The organism is Streptomyces sp. NPDC041970, assembly GCF_055588985.1.
This window is the reverse complement of sequence record NZ_JBVJCD010000003.1, coordinates 17,308-33,098: the sequence shown is the minus strand read 5'-3', so window position 1 is coordinate 33,098 and position 15,791 is coordinate 17,308. Positions and strand designations below refer to the sequence as shown.

The 15,791-nt window shown below is 73.3% G+C and carries 13 protein-coding genes and 4 tRNA genes; 9 read left to right on the top strand and 8 right to left on the bottom strand.

What is annotated here, in order from left to right; all coding sequences use genetic code 11:
- Positions 1–277 precede the first annotated feature (277 nt).
- A complete protein-coding gene (locus ACZ6EJ_RS02710; protein ID WP_469264024.1) occupies positions 278–1,369 on the bottom strand; it encodes a Leu/Phe/Val dehydrogenase in 1,092 nt (363 codons plus the stop codon).
- Between the two features lie 172 nt (positions 1,370–1,541).
- On the opposite strand from ACZ6EJ_RS02710, the gene ACZ6EJ_RS02705 reads away from it, so the two are divergent.
- Positions 1,542–2,387, top strand: a complete 846-nt coding sequence (locus tag ACZ6EJ_RS02705; RefSeq protein WP_469264023.1) for a DUF8083 family protein — start codon at positions 1,542–1,544, stop codon at positions 2,385–2,387.
- A 653-nt stretch (positions 2,388–3,040) separates the two neighbouring features.
- Positions 3,041–3,247: a developmental transcriptional regulator BldC gene (gene bldC, locus ACZ6EJ_RS02700; protein WP_003949541.1), complete on the top strand. Its 207-nt coding sequence runs from the start codon at positions 3,041–3,043 to the stop codon at positions 3,245–3,247.
- 570 nt (positions 3,248–3,817) lie between these two features.
- Here bldC and ACZ6EJ_RS02695 read toward each other — a convergent pair.
- From ACZ6EJ_RS02695 to hrpA, 3 genes are all read right to left on the bottom strand, one after another.
- Entirely contained in the window at positions 3,818–4,180 is a 363-nt protein-coding gene (locus tag ACZ6EJ_RS02695) for a DUF6274 family protein (protein ID WP_469264022.1), read from the bottom strand.
- A 148-nt stretch (positions 4,181–4,328) separates the two neighbouring features.
- Positions 4,329–4,403 (bottom strand) — tRNA-Asp (locus tag ACZ6EJ_RS02690).
- Positions 4,404–4,566: 163 nt separating this feature from the next.
- Positions 4,567–8,514 carry an ATP-dependent RNA helicase HrpA gene (hrpA, locus tag ACZ6EJ_RS02685; RefSeq protein ID WP_469264020.1) on the bottom strand — a complete coding sequence of 1,316 codons (3,948 nt, stop codon included), beginning with the start codon at positions 8,512–8,514 and terminating at the stop codon, positions 4,567–4,569.
- A 170-nt stretch (positions 8,515–8,684) separates the two neighbouring features.
- On the opposite strand from hrpA, the gene ACZ6EJ_RS02680 reads away from it, so the two are divergent.
- From ACZ6EJ_RS02680 to ACZ6EJ_RS02670, 3 genes are read left to right on the top strand one after another with little or no spacing between them, the layout of a single operon-like run.
- Positions 8,685–9,080, top strand: coding sequence for a hypothetical protein (locus tag ACZ6EJ_RS02680; protein WP_469264019.1), 396 nt, complete (start codon positions 8,685–8,687; stop codon positions 9,078–9,080).
- Positions 9,081–9,139: 59 nt separating this feature from the next.
- Positions 9,140–9,943: a DsbA family protein gene (locus ACZ6EJ_RS02675; RefSeq protein ID WP_469264017.1), complete on the top strand. Its 804-nt coding sequence runs from the start codon at positions 9,140–9,142 to the stop codon at positions 9,941–9,943.
- Positions 9,940–10,815, top strand: a complete 876-nt coding sequence (locus tag ACZ6EJ_RS02670) for a cytochrome c biogenesis CcdA family protein (protein WP_469264015.1) — start codon at positions 9,940–9,942, stop codon at positions 10,813–10,815. The genes ACZ6EJ_RS02675 and ACZ6EJ_RS02670 overlap by 4 nt, the downstream gene beginning before the upstream one ends.
- A 408-nt stretch (positions 10,816–11,223) precedes the next feature.
- Here ACZ6EJ_RS02670 and ACZ6EJ_RS02665 read toward each other — a convergent pair.
- The 4 genes from ACZ6EJ_RS02665 to ACZ6EJ_RS02650 form a co-directional block, all read right to left on the bottom strand.
- Positions 11,224–11,300, bottom strand: a tRNA-Phe gene (locus ACZ6EJ_RS02665).
- 21 nt (positions 11,301–11,321) lie between these two features.
- A tRNA-Asp gene (locus ACZ6EJ_RS02660) sits at positions 11,322–11,396 on the bottom strand.
- 38 nt (positions 11,397–11,434) lie between these two features.
- A tRNA-Glu gene (locus ACZ6EJ_RS02655) sits at positions 11,435–11,507 on the bottom strand.
- Positions 11,508–11,587: 80 nt separating this feature from the next.
- Positions 11,588–13,204, bottom strand: a complete 1,617-nt coding sequence (locus ACZ6EJ_RS02650) for a metallophosphoesterase family protein (RefSeq protein WP_469264014.1) — start codon at positions 13,202–13,204, stop codon at positions 11,588–11,590.
- A gap of 124 nt (positions 13,205–13,328) precedes the next feature.
- Here ACZ6EJ_RS02650 and ACZ6EJ_RS02645 point away from each other — a divergent pair, with 124 nt between their 5' ends.
- The 4 genes from ACZ6EJ_RS02645 to ACZ6EJ_RS02630 all read left to right on the top strand — a co-directional run bounded on the left by ACZ6EJ_RS02645 (position 13,329) and on the right by ACZ6EJ_RS02630 (position 15,743).
- Positions 13,329–13,679 carry a metallopeptidase family protein gene (locus ACZ6EJ_RS02645; protein WP_469264013.1) on the top strand — a complete coding sequence of 117 codons (351 nt, stop codon included), beginning with the start codon at positions 13,329–13,331 and terminating at the stop codon, positions 13,677–13,679.
- The gene (locus ACZ6EJ_RS02640) at positions 13,676–14,134 is read left to right on the top strand and encodes a FluC/FEX family fluoride channel (RefSeq protein WP_469264012.1); all 459 of its coding nucleotides are present in this window, start codon (positions 13,676–13,678) and stop codon (positions 14,132–14,134) included. The genes ACZ6EJ_RS02645 and ACZ6EJ_RS02640 overlap by 4 nt, the downstream gene beginning before the upstream one ends.
- Entirely contained in the window at positions 14,131–14,526 is a 396-nt protein-coding gene (locus ACZ6EJ_RS02635) for a fluoride efflux transporter FluC (protein ID WP_469264011.1), read from the top strand. The genes ACZ6EJ_RS02640 and ACZ6EJ_RS02635 overlap by 4 nt, the downstream gene beginning before the upstream one ends.
- Positions 14,527–15,146: 620 nt before the next feature.
- Positions 15,147–15,743, top strand: coding sequence for a hypothetical protein (locus ACZ6EJ_RS02630; RefSeq protein WP_469264009.1), 597 nt, complete (start codon positions 15,147–15,149; stop codon positions 15,741–15,743).
- Positions 15,744–15,791 lie beyond the last annotated feature (48 nt).

The window sequence follows — 15,791 nt, the reverse complement described above, 5'->3', positions numbered from 1 at the left end:
TGTAGGGCTTTAACGGTACCTGCTTCCGTGGCCATACGGTACGCCGCCCGCGTCCCGGTCCCGGCACAGGGCCAGTGAGGAGCCCCGTCCTCCCTGGTCAACCGCGATTTTAACCTCTTGCGGGCGTACGACCCGCCGACCGGCGTGAGTCTTGTCTCGGCCAGGTCGGCGGGGCGGGGGCGCGAGCGCGTACGGCGCCGTGGAGGGGGCGCGCGGCGCCGTACGACGGGGCGGGACCGCTCCGGTCCGGGCGGCCGGGGGCGGCGGCCCGATCCGGTCAGCGGACGCGGGCCTCCGCCATGCGCTGCTCGGCGATCCGGTCGGCCGCCGCGGCCGGCGGAATGCCGTCCGCCTTCGCACGTGCGAATATCTCCAGCGTGGTGTCGAAGATCTTCGCGGCCTTCGCCCGGCACCGGTCGAAGTCGAACCCGTGCAGCTCGTCCGCGACCTGGATCACGCCGCCGGCGTTGACCACGTAGTCGGGCGCGTAAAGAACCGACCGGTCGGCCAGGTCCTTCTCCACACCCGGATGCGCGAGCTGGTTGTTGGCCGCGCCGCACACCACCTTGGCGGTGAGCGCGGGCACGGTCGCGTCGTTCAGCGCGCCGCCGAGCGCGCACGGCGCGTAGACGTCCAGGCCCTCGGTGCGGATCAGCGCGTCGGTGTCCGCCGCGACCGCGACCTCGGGGTGCGCGTCGGTGATCCGGCGCACCGACTCCTCGCGCACGTCGGTGATCACCACGCGGGCGCCGTCGCCGAGCAGGTGCTCGACGAGGTGGCGGCCCACCTTGCCGACGCCCGCGATCCCGACCGTGCGGCCGCGCAGCGTCGGCTCGCCCCACAGGTGCTGGGCCGAGGCCCGCATCCCCTGGAAGACGCCGAAGGCCGTGAGCACCGAGGAGTCCCCGGCGCCGCCGTTCTCGGGCGACCGGCCGGTGGTCCAGCGGCACTCGCGGGCGACGACGTCCATGTCGGCCACGTACGTGCCGACGTCGCACGCCGTGACGTAGCGCCCGCCGAGCGAGGCCACGAACCGGCCGTAGGCGAGGAGGAGTTCCTCCGTCTTGATCTTCTCCGGGTCGCCGATGACGACGGCCTTGCCGCCCCCGTGGTCGAGACCGGCCAGGGCGTTCTTGTACGACATCCCGCGCGAGAGGTTCAGCGCGTCGGCGACGGCCTCCGCCTCGGAGGCGTACGGGTAGAAGCGGGTGCCGCCGAGGGCCGGGCCCAGGGCGGTGGAGTGGAGGGCGATGACGGCCTTGAGGCCGGTGGCACGGTCCTGGCAGAGCACGACCTGCTCGTGTCCCCCCTGGTCGGAGTGGAACAGGGTGTGCAGTACGTCGTCAGGCACGCCGGTCACATCGGTCACGGTGGTGACTCCCAAGTACGAAGCGGCGGAAGCCCTCCTGAGGGTGGGGAGAGCCCCGGACCGACCGGCGCGGCCGGCCCGATGGGCAAGAGCGTAAGTCCTCGGACGGCGCGCATCTCCCCCCGTGCGAAGGATCACCCCCTGGGGGTACGGCCATGACACGATGCGCTCCATGTCGGTGGTGTCTTCGGTGCTCGTCCCCTACACGTCCTATCTCCGGGTCTACGAGCCGCTCGCCGCGTTCGCGGAGCCGGAGCGCGGCCACTGGGCGCGGTACGCGCGGCGTCCGGACCGCCCCACGGCCCAGGACGAGCTGCGCCGCTCGCTCGCGGACCTGGCGCCGACGCCTCCGGTGGGGGTGCCCGTGCACGAGAGCGGCGACGCGTTCGTGGCGGAGCTGGACGGCGCGGTGTGCGTCTGCCCGTGGCGGACCAGGTTGCGGGGGTGGCTGGCCCTGGAGGAACTGGAGGGCATGTTTCCGGCCAACGTGCTGGACGTTCTGCTGCCGCCGGTGGTGCGGGGTCAGGCGCGGGCGGACCACGAGCGCTGGCGGCGGCGGCACCCGGACGCGCGGCCGTGGATCCGCACCACGGTCTGGCAGGTCCCGGTGCGGTGGTTCGTCCTCTTCCACGACGACGAGCGGGAGTACGCCCCGGCGGACGGCGGCGGCGCGGGGCCGGTCCTGCGCTACCGCACCCCGATGGTCGAGGCCCGGCGGCGGCTGGCGCGGGCGCTGCGCACGCTCCGGGAGAACCTCGCCGAGGGTCCGTTGACGGAAGGGCTGGTGGACGTGGGCCGCTGGCTGGAGGAGTTCCACCCGCGCTCGCTGGTCGAGCTGGACTACGGCGGCCTGGTGCACGCGCTCCCGGCGGAGGGGCTGGCCGCGGACCGGTCGGCGGCGGACGTGGCGGAGGGGCTCGCCGCGCTGCGGGACGGCGACGGCGAGGGTGCGAGCGCGGCGTACGCGCGGCTCGCGGAGCGCTGGCGGGCCGTCAGGGACCGGCAGTTCACCAATTGACGTGAAAAGACCCACAGCGGCATCAACGTGATGGAACCGGGGCATCCTTCATCCAGGACGGTCGGCAGGCCGGTGGGACGGAGGGAGGAGAGCGCGCGGGCCGCCACGGCGGAGGGCGGCGACGACGACGGCAGGGAACTGACGGGTCGTGAACCTGCGTCCCGTGGGTCACGTGGGGTGAGGGAGGCGGAAGCACAGTGACCGCGCTCAGGACCTACGTCCCGAACCGGGCCTTTGCCTCAAGCGTGATGGACAGCACTAACGGGGCCCTTGCGCCCTTCCCTACTCCTCGTGCCAAAATAGGACAAGGAGTCCGGGGAGGGCTCCTTCTGTCCAAGTAGGGGCAGAATGCTCAGCATTGCACTCTATGGGGGGTCTGACGACTCCTGATCGCTCTGTGACTGATCGTCACGGTTGGGTGACTGTCCGCTATGGCATGGTCCATCGGCTTCCGTCGCTGATGAACACCTGGGAGGGCAATTCCATCGGTTTGGCCGACGTGGCTGGGCGGATGGTGTAGTTGTAGTGCCGAGGACAAGCCGTTCGTCCTATAACCGACTCGGCCCGCGTTCGCCATTTCGGGCAACGCGGGTCAAGGTGCAGAATTTAGAGGAAAGAACCGAGAAGGTTCGGTTCTCCCGAGGAGGCCGCTCATGACCGCTCGCACCCCTGATGCCGAGCCGCTGCTGACCCCGGCTGAGGTTGCCACGATGTTCCGCGTGGACCCGAAGACGGTCACCCGTTGGGCCAAGGCTGGCAAGCTCACGTCCATCCGCACGCTCGGTGGACACCGCCGGTACCGCGAGGCGGAGGTCCGCGCCCTGCTGGCGGGCATTCCGCAGCAGCGCAGCGAGGCCTGACACACCCCTGTCGCGCCGCAGCAGCACAGCATCACCGACAGGGCGGTTTCCGGGTCCCCCAACCCTGCCGCCCGCCCCATAGCTCCACTCGACGGACGCCTGCCCCAACGGGCGTCATACCTGTGTCCCATGGGTGCGTCATCTCGATCGCGTTGGACTCCGCCGGGTCCAGCGCGATCTTTTTTGTGCCCTCCGGCAGGGCTGGCCGGGCCTCGGGGCGGACCGCCCGGTGCGGGTCCGCCGGGGCTTCGACGGGCCGTTCAGAACCGGGCGGTCGGTCCGCTTCGGGGTCGCTCGGACGGTGTTCGTGGGCCTGTGCGCGGGTCTGTGGGGGAGTGTGGGTGAGCGTCCGGGACGCGGCGGGACAGCTCCGGACGGAACGGTCCCCGTCGAGCGGCCACCCCCGTGCAATTGCACATATTAAATTCACCACTTGTAGGAGAGGCGTAAATTCCCCCGGTCGGAAAAGTCATCCGGTGACTACCGTCACACCGCGCGGAGCTTGCCAACCCCGCTGTCCGCCACTTATCAGCCTGCCACCGCGCGGGCGCGGAAGCACTCGGCCGATGGTCACGTCGTGGCGGGCCTTTCGTCCTCGCCCCGGCCCGGCCGCCCCGCGGGGGCGTCGGCGGCCTCGTGGCGTCCGGCGCCGCTACGGGGCCCCTCGGGGGCGCGCGGGGCCTCCTGGGCCGCTGCGGGGCTCCCTGCCCCGCCCTGCGGGTCCGCGCCGGTCGGTGACGGAGCGTCGCCCTCGCGGCGGTCCGGGGGCTCCGCGGGACCCGCCGGCTCCGCGGCCTCCGCCCGTTCCATGGCGAGGCGCAGGAGCCGGTGGCAGATGGGGCAGTGCCGGGTGAGGTGGCGGTAGCCGGAAGCGGCCGCCAGATGGGCGCGCAGCAGCGCGCGGGTCTCATGGCGTGCGGTGGACGCGGACATACGAGCCACCTCCCGGTGGGCCCGGCCGCCCCGTCGGGGATCGGCGGCGGGCGGGGGACAACCTGTGACTCTCCGGGGTACCCGTGGTGTACGCCGCCGTCAAGACGCGCGAAAGCCCGGATCGATGCGATCCGGGCTTTCGTCACTGCGGTCCTGACGGGATTTGAACCCGCGGCCTCCACCTTGACAGGGTGGCGAGCACTCCAAACTGCTCCACAGGACCAGGTTTTCGCCGCTTGCCTTGCGGCTCGCTGCGAAACCAGACTGTACAGGAGGGAAGAGGTCCAGGTCGACTTCACTCCTGGTGGTGACGCCGTCACCGCCGCGGAGGGCCTTCCACCGGCCCCCGTACCGCCGAGGGGCGGGGCCCCTCGGCGGCCCCCGCGTCAGGGCGCCGCGGCGTCGATCGCCTTCACGATCCGCTTGTCGGAAACGGGGAACGCGGTGCCCAGTGCGTGCGCGAAGTAGCTGACCCGCAGCTCCTCGATCATCCAGCGGATGTCCAGCACCTCCTGCGGCACCGGCCTGCCCTGCGGGAGCTGTTCGAGGAGCCAGGCGTACTCGTCCTGCATCTCGTGGACCTTGGCCATGCGCGTGGTGTCCCGCTGCACGGCCGTCGGCATCTGCTGGAGCCGCCGGTCGGCCGCGACGAGGTAGCGCATCAGGTCCGGCAGCCGGCGCAGCCCCGTCGCCGTAACGAAACCGGGCGGTACGAGACGGGCCAGTTGCTCGCGGACGTCGGCGACGTTGGCGAGCAGGGTCGGGCTGCCGGTGGACTTCAGCCGGCGCTCGCACGCCTGCCAGGCGGCCAGGATCTGCTGGACCTGGTCGATCGTGCGGACGGTGAGGTCCACCAGGTCGGCGCGGACCTTGTCGTACAGCGTCCGGAACGCCTTCTCGTCCCACGCGGGGCCGCCGTGCGCGGCGATCAGCCGGTCGGCGGCGGCGGTGGCGCAGTCCTCGAAGAGGGCCTGCACCGACCCGTGCGGGTTGCGGGACAGGGCGAGCTTCTGCTGGTTGGTCAGCCGGTCGGAGGCGAACTTCGCCGGGTGCACCGGGATGTTCAGCAGGATCAGGCGGCGGGTGCCGCGCCACATCGCCTGCTGCTGCTCGGCCTCGGTGTCGTAGAGCCGTACGGCGACGGTGTCGCCCTGGTCGACGAGGGCGGGGTACGCCTTCACCGGCTGGCCGGCCCGGCGGGTCTCGAAGACCCGGTCCAGCGTGCCGATCGTCCAGTCGGTGAGGCCCGAACGCTCGATGGACTCGCCCGTGGGCCCCGCGGTCGCCGCGGCGGCCTTGGAGAGGGCCTGGCGGGCCTTCGGGCGCAGCCGCAGCCGCAGCGCCTCCAGGTCCTTGTCCTCGGCGACCTTGCGCCGCCGCTCGTCGACGATCCGGAACGTGACCTTGAGGTGGTCCGGGACCCGGTCCAGGTCGAAGTCGTCCGCGGTGACCGGCACGCCGACCATCCGCTGGAGCTCGCGGGCCAGGGTCTGGGGCAGCGGCTCCTGGAGCGGGACGGCCCGGTCCAGGAACGCGTCCGCGTAGTTCGGCGCGGGGACGTAGTGCCGGCGGATCGGCTTCGGCAGCGAGCGGATCAGCTCGGTGACGACCTCCTCGCGGAGTCCGGGGATCTGCCAGTCGAAGCCCTCGGCGGTGACCTGGTTGAGCACCTGGAGCGGGATGTGGACGGTCACGCCGTCCGCGTCCGCGCCGGGCTCGAACTGGTACGTCACCTTGAAGGAGAGCTTGCCCTGGCGCCAGGTGTCCGGGTAGTCGTCCTTGGTGACGGCCCCGGCCTTCTCGTTGATGAGCATCGAGCGCTCGAAGTCGAGCGCGTCCGGCTCCTCGCGCTTCTTCTGCTTCCACCACGCGTCGAAGTGCGCCCCGGAGACGATGTGCTCCGGAATCCGCTGGTCGTAGAAGTCGAACAGGGTCTCGTCGTCCACGAGGATGTCGCGGCGGCGGGCGCGGTGCTCCAACTCCTCGACCTCGCCGAGGAGTTTGCGGTTGTCGTGGAAGAACTGGTGATGGGTGCGCCAGTCGCCCTCGACCAGGGCGTTGCGGATGAACAGCTCCCGCGAGGTCTCCTGGTCGATACGGCCGAAATTGACCTTGCGCTGGGCGACGATCGGCACTCCGTAGAGCGTGACCCGCTCGTACGCCACCACCGCGGCCAGGTCCTTCTCCCAGTGCGGTTCGCTGTACGTGCGCTTGAGCAGGTGCTGGGCCAGCGGCTCGATCCACTCGGGCTCGACCTTCGCGTTGACCCGCGCCCAGAGCCGGGAGGTCTCCACCAGCTCCGCCGACATCACGAACCGGGGCTGCTTCTTGAACAGCGCCGAGCCGGGGAAGATCGCGAACTTGGCGCCGCGCGCGCCCAGGTACTCGTTCTTCTCGGTGTCCTTCAGCCCGATGTGCGACAGCAGTCCGGCCAGCAGTGAGGTGTGCACCGCCTGCTCGGGCACGGACTCGTCGGCCTTGGGCTCCTCGACGGCGATGCCCATCTGCTTGGCCACCGTGCGCAACTGCGCGTAGATGTCCTGCCATTCGCGGATGCGCAGGAAGTTCAGGTACTCCTGCTTGCACATCCGGCGGAACGAGGACGAGCCGCGCTCCTTCTGCTGCTCGCGGACGTAGCGCCAGAGGTTCAGGTACGCCAGGAAGTCGGACGTCTCGTCCTTGAACCGGGCGTGCTGCTGGTCGGCCTGCGTCTGCTTCTCCGAGGGCCGCTCGCGCGGGTCCTGGATGGAGAGCGCGGCGGCGATGACCATGACCTCGCGGGCGCAGCCGTTGCGGTCGGCCTCGATGACCATGCGGGCCAGGCGCGGGTCGACGGGCAGTTGGGAGAGCTTGCGGCCGAGCGGGGTGAGGCGCTGCCCGCCGCGCCCCTCCCGCGGGGACTTCTCGCCCGTCTCCAGCGCCCCCAGCTCCTGGAGGAGCTGCACGCCGTCGCGGATGTTGCGGTGGTCCGGCGGGTCGATGAAGGGGAACTTCTCGATGTCGCCGAGCCCGGCCGCGGTCATCTGGAGGATGACGGAGGCCAGATTGGTCCGCAGGATCTCCGGGTCGGTGAACTCCGGCCGGGTGAGGAAGTCGTCCTCGGAGTACAGCCGGATGCAGATGCCGTCCGACGTACGGCCGCAGCGGCCCTTGCGCTGGTTGGCGCTGGCCTGGGAGATCCGTTCGATCGGGAGGCGCTGGACCTTGGTGCGGTGGCTGTAGCGGGAGATGCGGGCGTTGCCCGGATCGATCACGTACTTGATGCCGGGGACGGTCAGCGAGGTCTCGGCGACGTTGGTCGCGAGGACGATGCGGCGCCCCGTGTGGCGCTGGAAGACGCGGTGCTGCTCGGCGTGGGAGAGGCGCGCGTAGAGCGGCAGCACCTCGGTGTGCCGGAGGTCGCGCTTGTTCAGCGCGTCCGCCGTGTCCCGGATCTCGCGCTCGCCGGAGAGGAAGACCAGGACGTCGCCGGGCGCCTCGCGGCCCAGCTCGTCGACGGCGTCGCAGATCGCGGTGATCTGGTCGCGGTCGGAGTCCTCGCCCTCGTCCTCGAGGAGGGGGCGGTACCGCACCTCGACGGGGTACGTCCGCCCGCTGACCTCCACGATCGGCGCCTCGCCGAAGTGGCGCGCGAACCGCTCCGGGTCGATGGTCGCCGAGGTGATGACGACCTTGAGGTCCGGCCGCTTGGGCAGCAGCCGGGCGAGGTAACCGAGCAGGAAGTCGATGTTCAGGGACCGCTCGTGGGCCTCGTCGATGATGATCGTGTCGTACGCCAGCAGCTCGCGGTCCGTCTGGATCTCGGCGAGCAGGATGCCGTCCGTCATCAGCTTCAGATACGTCGACTCCGGGTTCACCTGGTCGGTGAAGCGGACCTTCCAGCCGACGGTCTCGCCGAGCGGCGTCTTCAGCTCGTCCGCGACCCGCTCCGCGACCGTGCGGGCGGCGATGCGGCGGGGCTGGGTGTGCCCGATCATGCCCCGGACGCCGCGCCCCAGCTCCATGCAGATCTTGGGGATCTGCGTGGTCTTCCCGGACCCGGTCTCGCCGGCGACGATCACGACCTGGTGGTCGCGTATCGCCTCCAGGATCTCGTCCTTCTTCTGGCTGACCGGCAGCTCTTCGGGGTACGACAGGGCGGGCAGCCGGGCCGCGCGCGCCGCGAGCCGTTCGGCCGCCTTGCCCGCCTCGGCCGCGATCTCGTCCAGGACGGACTGTCGGGCCTCGGGCTTGCGGATGCGGCGCGCCCCTTCGAGGCGCCGGCCGAGCCGGTTCGCGTCGCGGAGTGAGAGCTGTCCGAGCTGGGACTGGAGATCAGCGAAGGAAGTAGACATACGGGTCCCAGGATCTCACCCGGCCCCGAGGAGTGGCGACCTCATTTCCCGCGGAGTGCGTCACGCACCGGACCCGTACGCGGTGACCGAGGCGGCGGGCGCGATCACGGCACGTACCATTTCGGGCAGTCGAACGCTCGCCCCGCCCGCCCAGCCGGAAAGGCCCGCCCGTGTCCCGTCAGCAGTGGTGCGCCCTGGCGGCGCTGCTCGCGGTCGTCGTGGGGCTGCTGTGCGGACCGGCGGCGGGGGCGGGGCCGGCCGGAGCGCCCGAGGCGCCCGTGTCCGCGGCGCCCGCCTCCGTACCGGAGGCCGCCCACGCCCCGGAAGCCTCAGCCGCGGCGGAGGACGGCGGGGTCCCCGGCTGCGGGAGGTCGCAGGACCACGACGGCGAGCCCGCCGTGCCCTCCCGCGCCCGCGCCGGGTGCGACCTGGCGCCGGGCCTCGCCTCCTGGGGGCTGCCCGCCGCGACGGGCGCGCTGCCGGCCGCGCCGTCGCCGGACATACGGGTGCGCGCGCCGGTCCCCGCCACACCGACCCCGGTCCAGCTCTCCGTGCTGCGGGTGTAGGCCGGCCCGCGCCGTCCGCACCCCTGCCCTCTTCCCGCACCACCAGCACGGAGCGCCGTATGCCCACGCCCCGGAACACCCGGCCCGCCACGTCCTCGAACGCCAAGCCCTCCTCGCGCAAGCCCCTGGTCTACGGAGCGGCGGTCGTCCTCGCCGCCGGCCTCCTCGGCTTCGCCTCCTACCGCGCCACCGCCCCCGACGGCGCCTCCCCCGGCGCCGCGTCCGCCCCGGCCGCCGAGGTCACCGCCGACCCGCGGGAGGGCGTCTACCCGGAGCTGGCGAAGCTCGCCCGCCGCGACGCGGACGACAAACTGGCCACCGGCCGCGCGGACGCGCCCGTCGTCCTGATCGAATACGCCGACTTCAAGTGCGGCTACTGCGGCAAGTTCGCCCGCGACACCGAGCCCGCGCTGATCGAGAAGTACGTGAAGGACGGCACGCTGCGCATCGAGTGGCGCAACTTCCCGATCTTCGGCGAGGAGTCGGAGACCGCCGCGCGCGCCGCCTGGGCCGCCGGGCAGCAGGACCGCTTCTGGGAGTTCCACCGGGCCGCCTACGCCGAGGGCGCGAAGGAGAAGGGCTTCGGCAAGGACCGGGTCGAGGCGCTGGCCGCAGAGGCCGGGGTGAAGGACCTCGCCCGGTTCAGGAAGGACCTCGACGGCCCGGCCGCCCGGCAGGCGGTCGCCGCGGACCAGGAGCAGGCGTACGGGATCGGCGCCACGTCCACCCCGTCGTTCCTGATCAACGGCCGCCCGATCGCGGGCGCCCAGCCGGACGAGACGTTCACCGAGGCCATCGAGGCGGCCGCCGAGCAGGCGAAGGCGGCCGGCACGGCGGGGAGCACCGGGGTGCCCGCCAAGTGACGGCCGACATCGGCTACTTCGCGGCCTTCCTCGGCGGGCTGCTCGCCCTGGTCAGCCCGTGCAGCGCCCTGCTGCTCCCGGCCTTCTTCGCGTACTCCATCGACTCCGCCTCGCGGCTGCTGGCCCGTACCGGCATCTTCTACGCCGGCCTCGCCACCACCCTCGTCCCGCTCGGCGCGGCCGGCAGTTACGCGGGCCGGCTGTTCTACGGGCACCGCGACGCCCTGGTGACGGGGGCGGGCTGGCTGATCATCGCCCTGGGCGCGGCGCAGATCGTCGGCCTGGGCTTCGCCTCGCGGCGGATCGCGGCCCTCAGCGGCCGCATTCGCCCCACCACGGCGTTCTCCGTCTACGCCCTGGGCGCGGTCTACGGGTTGGCCGGATTCTGCGCGGGTCCGATCCTCGGCAGCGTCCTCACCGTCGCGGCGGTCAGCGGCAGCCCGGTCTACGGGGGACTGCTGCTGGCCGTCTACGCGCTGGGCATGGCGGTCCCGCTGTTCGTGCTGGCGCTGCTCTGGGAGCGCTTCGACCTCGGCCGCCGCGCCTGGCTGCGCGGCCGGACCGTCCGGCTCGGCCGGTTCGAGCTGCACACCACGTCGCTGCTGTCGGGGCTGTTCTTCATCGCCCTGGGCGCGCTGTTCCTCGTGTACGACGGGACGACCGCGCTGCCCGGACTGCTCGGGGTCGACGCCTCGTTCGCGGTCGAGCAGCGGGCGCAGGACCTGGGCGGGCGGGTCCCGGACGCGGCGCTGCTGGGGGCCGTGGTGGTCGTCGTGCTGCTGGTCCTGGGCGTGCGGGTCGTACGGAGCCGGCGGAAGGCCGGAGCGGAGGCGGAGGCGGAGGCGGAGGCGGAGGTCGACGCGACGGTGTGACACGGCGAGGGCCCTGGTCCCAGGGTTCCGGGTCGCCTCGACAAGCACGACCCACGACCGTCGGCCCCGCCCGCCCCGACGTCGGTGTGCGACCGGAGCACGGCGCGGAGGGAGCTGCCCGGCGACCTGCGGCGGTGCTCGACCTCGGCTGCCTGGAGTGCGTGGCGACCGAGCGCGGCTGCCTGGAGCGCATGGCGTTCGAGCGCGGCTGCCCGGAGTGCGTGGCGTTCGAGCGCGGCTACGTCACGAGTGTCCCCGAGGGCTGGTTCCGCATCTCGACGTTCCGCGACTCCGGCCGCGTGACCTCGCTCAACGGGAAGCCCTGGGAGACGACTGCTCCCAGGGCCTCCCGTGCCGGCGCACGCAACGAGAACGCCTCGACGGCAGGCCGTCGAGGCGTTCTCGGTGTGGTGGCTGGGGCCGGGATCGAACCGGCGACCTATCGCTTTTCAGGCGATCGCTCGTACCAACTGAGCTACCCAGCCACGCAGCCGCTGGGGCTGCAGCGGTCCTGACGGGATTTGAACCCGCGGCCTCCACCTTGACAGGGTGGCGAGCACTCCAAACTGCTCCACAGGACCAAGCAATGTGCGAAACAAGTCTCGCACACGGTAAAACGTGCCCCCAACGGGATTCGAACCCGTGCTACCGCCTTGAAAGGGCGGCGTCCTGGGCCACTAGACGATGAGGGCTAAGGGCCCGCCTGTTCGCTTTGCAGCGCGTCGGGGACGTGAGAAGCATATGGGATGGGTGGAGCTATCGCCAAAACGGTTTACGGCGAGGGCGTCGGGCGCGCGGGGGAGCGCGTCGGGGACGGGGCGGACGGCGTGGGCGAGGGGGCGCCCTTCTTCAGGTTCTCCTCCGGAAGATGGCGGCTGACCTCGGCCGTCGTCAGCCCGAGACCGCCCAGCGTGATCTCGTCCCAGGCCTGGAGGCGGCGGGTGGAGCGGTCCATGTAGAGCACCGAGGCGCGCACCTTCTCCGGCTTCTCGTTCTGCACCGCGCGCAGTCCGCCGCCGCCCGTGGAGCCCTCGACCTTCAGCCGCGTGCCGAGTTCGAGCTGCTCGTTGACCCGGTGGTGGACGTGGCCGGAGAGGACCAGCGGGACCGTGCCGTCGGTCTCGCGGGCGGTCTTCGGATCGTGGGCGACCGCGATGTCGACCGGGGCGCCCGCGCGCTCCTGGTCGCGCAGGGCCGACGCCAGGCGCATCCCCTCCAGCCGGGCGGCCTGGTCGCCCCCGACCGGCTTCGACCGGTCCGGGGTGAACTGGGCGTCGCCGGTGCCCGCGATCCGCAGCCCGCCCACGTCGACCGCCGCGCCGTCGTCGAGGACGCGCACGTTCGGGAGCGTCCGCAGGTGGTCCTGGGTGTCCTGCGAGTCGTGGTTGCCGCGCACCCAGACGTAGGGCGCGCCCAGGCCGCGGATCGGGTCGAGGAACCCGTTCTCCGCGGTGGACCCGTGGTCCATGGTGTCTCCGGAGTCGATGATCACGTCGATCTCGTACTGCTTCACGAGCGAGGCGATGATGTGCCAGGCGGCCGGGTTGAGGTGGATGTCGGAGACGTGCAGGACCCGGATGGTGCCGGGGTCGGGCTGGTAGACGGGGAGCGTGGAGGTCGCGTCGTACAGCTTGGTGACGTTGGTGACCAGGCGGGCCAGCTCCCGCTGGTAGACGTCGAACTCGGTGACGATCGACCGGGCGTCGCCGACCAGGGACGGGGCGCTGGAGAGCAGCCCGGAGAAGCGCGGCTCCAGGACGGACTTGGGGTTCCAGGTGGCGTACGCGCTGACGCCGGAGGCGGCCAGCAGGGCCAGGGCGAGCCCGCCGGCGGCCAGGGCGCGGCGGGGGCGGCGGTAGACGACGAGGCCGAGCGCGGTCGCGCCGGTGAGGACGGCGACGCAGGAGCGCACGGCCAGCTCGCGGGTGCCGGAGGCGACGTCGCGGGTCACCTCGTCCTGGAGTCCGGAGAACCGTTCCGGCTGGTCGACCAGGGCCTGCGAGCGCTCCGGGTCGAGGCGGTCCACGTCCACGTCCAGCCGCAGCGGCGCGATGTGCGAGTCCAGCTCCAGGGCCCCGAGCGGCGACACGTTGATCTTGCTGCCGCCGGTGAGCGACGGGCGCAGGGTCATCGTGGTGTCCATGGGGCCGACCGGCGTACGGATGCTCCCCACGGCGAGCAGCCCGAGCCAGGCCCCCAGCGCGACGACGGCGACCATGCCGAGGGCGCGCGCGAACGGGCGTCCGGCGAGGCGCGCGCGGGGCGCGAGAGGTGAGGAGTGGTGCGCGGGGGTGCGCGCCGGGGTGTGTGCGCAGGACGTCGGGCGGGGCTGCCGGGTGAGGCGGTGCCGTATGCGGTCGGCTGCGGCACGGAACGGGACGCGGACCATTGGGCCCGTATGCCCCGGTACGGCCCGGCCCATGCGCGATCACCGGGCGGGGCGGCGGCGCGGGGGAGCGGTCGGGGGCGCGTGCGGCCTGCCCGCGGAGGCCCCCGTACGCGACAATGGCCGGGTGCTGGAGATGACGCGCGAACAGTTCGAGGAGCTGGTGAGCCAGGCTCTGGACCGGATTCCGCCGGAGTTGACGCGGCTGATGGACAACGTGGCGGTCTTCGTCGAGGACGAACCGGACCCCGGCGACCCCGACCTGCTCGGACTCTACGAGGGCACCCCCCTCACCGACCGCGGCGAGTGGTACGCCGGGGTGCTGCCGGACCGGATCACCATCTACCGGGGGCCGACGCTGCGCATGTGCGACTCGCAGGAGGACGTCGTCGCGGAGACCGAGATCACCGTGGTCCACGAGATCGCCCACCACTTCGGCATCGACGACGACCGGCTGCACGCCCTGGGCTACGGGTGAGCGCACCCGCCCCCGGACCCCTGCCGCCGCCCGGCCCGCCCGCCGCCCCGCAGGGCCGGGTGCTGGCGGCGGTCGCGGCGGGCGGCGCGCTCGGCGCCCTCGCCCGGTACGGGGCCCTGGCGCTGTGGCCCGCGGGCGGCGACGGCTTCCCGTGGACGGTCCTCGCGGTCAACGCGAGCGGCTGCGCCCTCATCGGCGTGCTGATGGTGCTGACCGTCGAGCGGGGCCGGGTGACGCACCCGCTGGTGCGCCCGTTCCTCGGGGTCGGCGTGCTCGGCGGCTTCACGACCTTCTCGACGTACGCCGCCGACGTCGCGGGCCTCCTGACGCGCGGGGAGACCGCGACGGCCCTCGGGTACGCGGCGGCGACGGCGGCGGCCGCGCTGGGCGCGGTCTGGTCGGCCGCCTCGGCGACGCGGGCGCTGCTGGACCGGGACGGGGGCCGGACGGCGTGAACTGGCTCCTGGTCATGGCCGGCGGGGCGGCCGGCGCGTCCCTGCGCTATCTGGCGGACCGCGCGGTGCGGGTGCGGCAGGGTCCGGGCACCCCGTACGTCTTCCCGTGGGGCACCTTCGCGGTCAACGCGGCGGGCAGCCTGCTGCTCGGGCTCCTGACCGGGGCGGCGGTCTCCTCCGCCGCCCCGGCCTCCTCCCCGGCGTACGCCCTGCTCGCCACGGGCCTGTGCGGGGCGCTGACGACGTACTCGACGTTCTCGTACGAGACCCTCCGGCTGGCCGAGACGGGCCGGACCTTCCTGGCCGCGGCCAACGTGGCGGCGTCCGTGCTGGTGGGGCTGGGCGCGGTGTTCCTGGGGACGCAGGTGGCGGGCGGGTTCACCGGGGGGTAGGGCGGGCGGCGCGTGTCGCGGGGCGGGGGCGTGGGCGGGCGGCGCGTGGGGGCGTGTGGCGGTGCGGCTGCTCGGGGGTGGGGCGCGAGCCTGTGTCGGCGGGTTACGCGGGCGGGGCGCGGAGGCGGGCGTCGGTGCGGCCGCTCGGGGGCGGGTTCGCGGAGGCGGGCGTCGGTGCGGGGGCCGCGCGCCGGTGTGGGCGCGGGGGGCGCGAGCCGGTGTCGGCGGGTTACGCGGGGCGGGGCGCGGAGGCGGGCGTCGGTGCGGGGGCCGCGCGCCGGTGTGGGCGCGGGGGCGTGCGTCGGTGCGGCCGCTCGAAGGCGGGGGCGCGGGGCGCGGGGGTCGCGAGCCCGGTGTCGGCGGGCTCCGGGCGTGGCGGTGGGGGTCTGGTTCGGGGTGGCGTCGGCCGGGCGGGGGCCGGGGTGTGGCGGTCGGGTGACCGTTCGGGCGTGTCTCCGGCGGGGTCGGGGGAGTTGGGCACGGTGCGACGCCGTACCACCCCGCCGCTGCGACCGCTCCGGCCCGCGCGGTGTCGCGCTGCCGTAACCCGTCCCCGTCCCCGTCACCGCGCTCCCCGCCCCGCGCCCGCCCGCCGTTCCCTCTTCCCGGAGGTGCCACCCGTGCGCCACTTGTCCGCCCCCGTCCGCTGGGCAGCCGTCACCGCGCTGACGATCGCCGCGTCCACCGGCTGTATGAGCGTCGGCGAGGACGGCGCCAGGCCGGGGCCCACGCGGTCCGACGTGCCGAAGGGGTCGGCCGCCGACCCGGCCGGGGCCACGACGCCCCGCACCGGGCGGGCCGGGGCCCACGGCGGCGACGCCCACCCGCAGTCGGACCGGGAGGTCCCCGAGGGCGGCGGCCCCCGCCCGGACGCGTCCCGGAGCGGGCGGCCGGCCGCGGAGAAGGGGGCGCGTCCCCGGCCCGGCGCTCCGCAGCCCACCCGCGGGCGCCCGACCCCGACGCCCACGCCCTCCACGCCGGGGCCGGGGGAGGAGCCGCCCGCCACCCCGCAGCCCCCGCCCCCTCCGCCGCCTCCGCCCCCCTCGACGCCCGCCCCGGAGCCGGAACCGGAACCCGAGCCGCAGCCCACCCAACCCCCGGAACCGCCCCCCTCGACCACGCCCGCCGGACACCTGCGCACCTACGCGCTGCACGGCCCGCACGGCACCGTGGCGATGCGGACTCCGGAGGCATCACCGCAGGTGGGAGCGGTGTAACGGGGGGCGGCTTGCGCAAAGTGGGGGAGGGTGCGTATGGTAGTAGAT

Coding starts and splice junctions, on each gene's coding strand:
- ACZ6EJ_RS02705 (WP_469264023.1), top strand. CDS start 1,542: ATGTCGGTGGTGTCTTCGGTGCTCGTCCCCTACACGTCCTATCTCCGG.
- bldC (WP_003949541.1), top strand. CDS start 3,041: ATGACCGCTCGCACCCCTGATGCCGAGCCGCTGCTGACCCCGGCTGAG.
- ACZ6EJ_RS02695 (WP_469264022.1), bottom strand. CDS start 4,180: ATGTCCGCGTCCACCGCACGCCATGAGACCCGCGCGCTGCTGCGCGCC.
- hrpA (WP_469264020.1), bottom strand. CDS start 8,514: ATGTCTACTTCCTTCGCTGATCTCCAGTCCCAGCTCGGACAGCTCTCA.
- ACZ6EJ_RS02675 (WP_469264017.1), top strand. CDS start 9,140: ATGCCCACGCCCCGGAACACCCGGCCCGCCACGTCCTCGAACGCCAAG.
- ACZ6EJ_RS02650 (WP_469264014.1), bottom strand. CDS start 13,204: ATGGTCCGCGTCCCGTTCCGTGCCGCAGCCGACCGCATACGGCACCGC.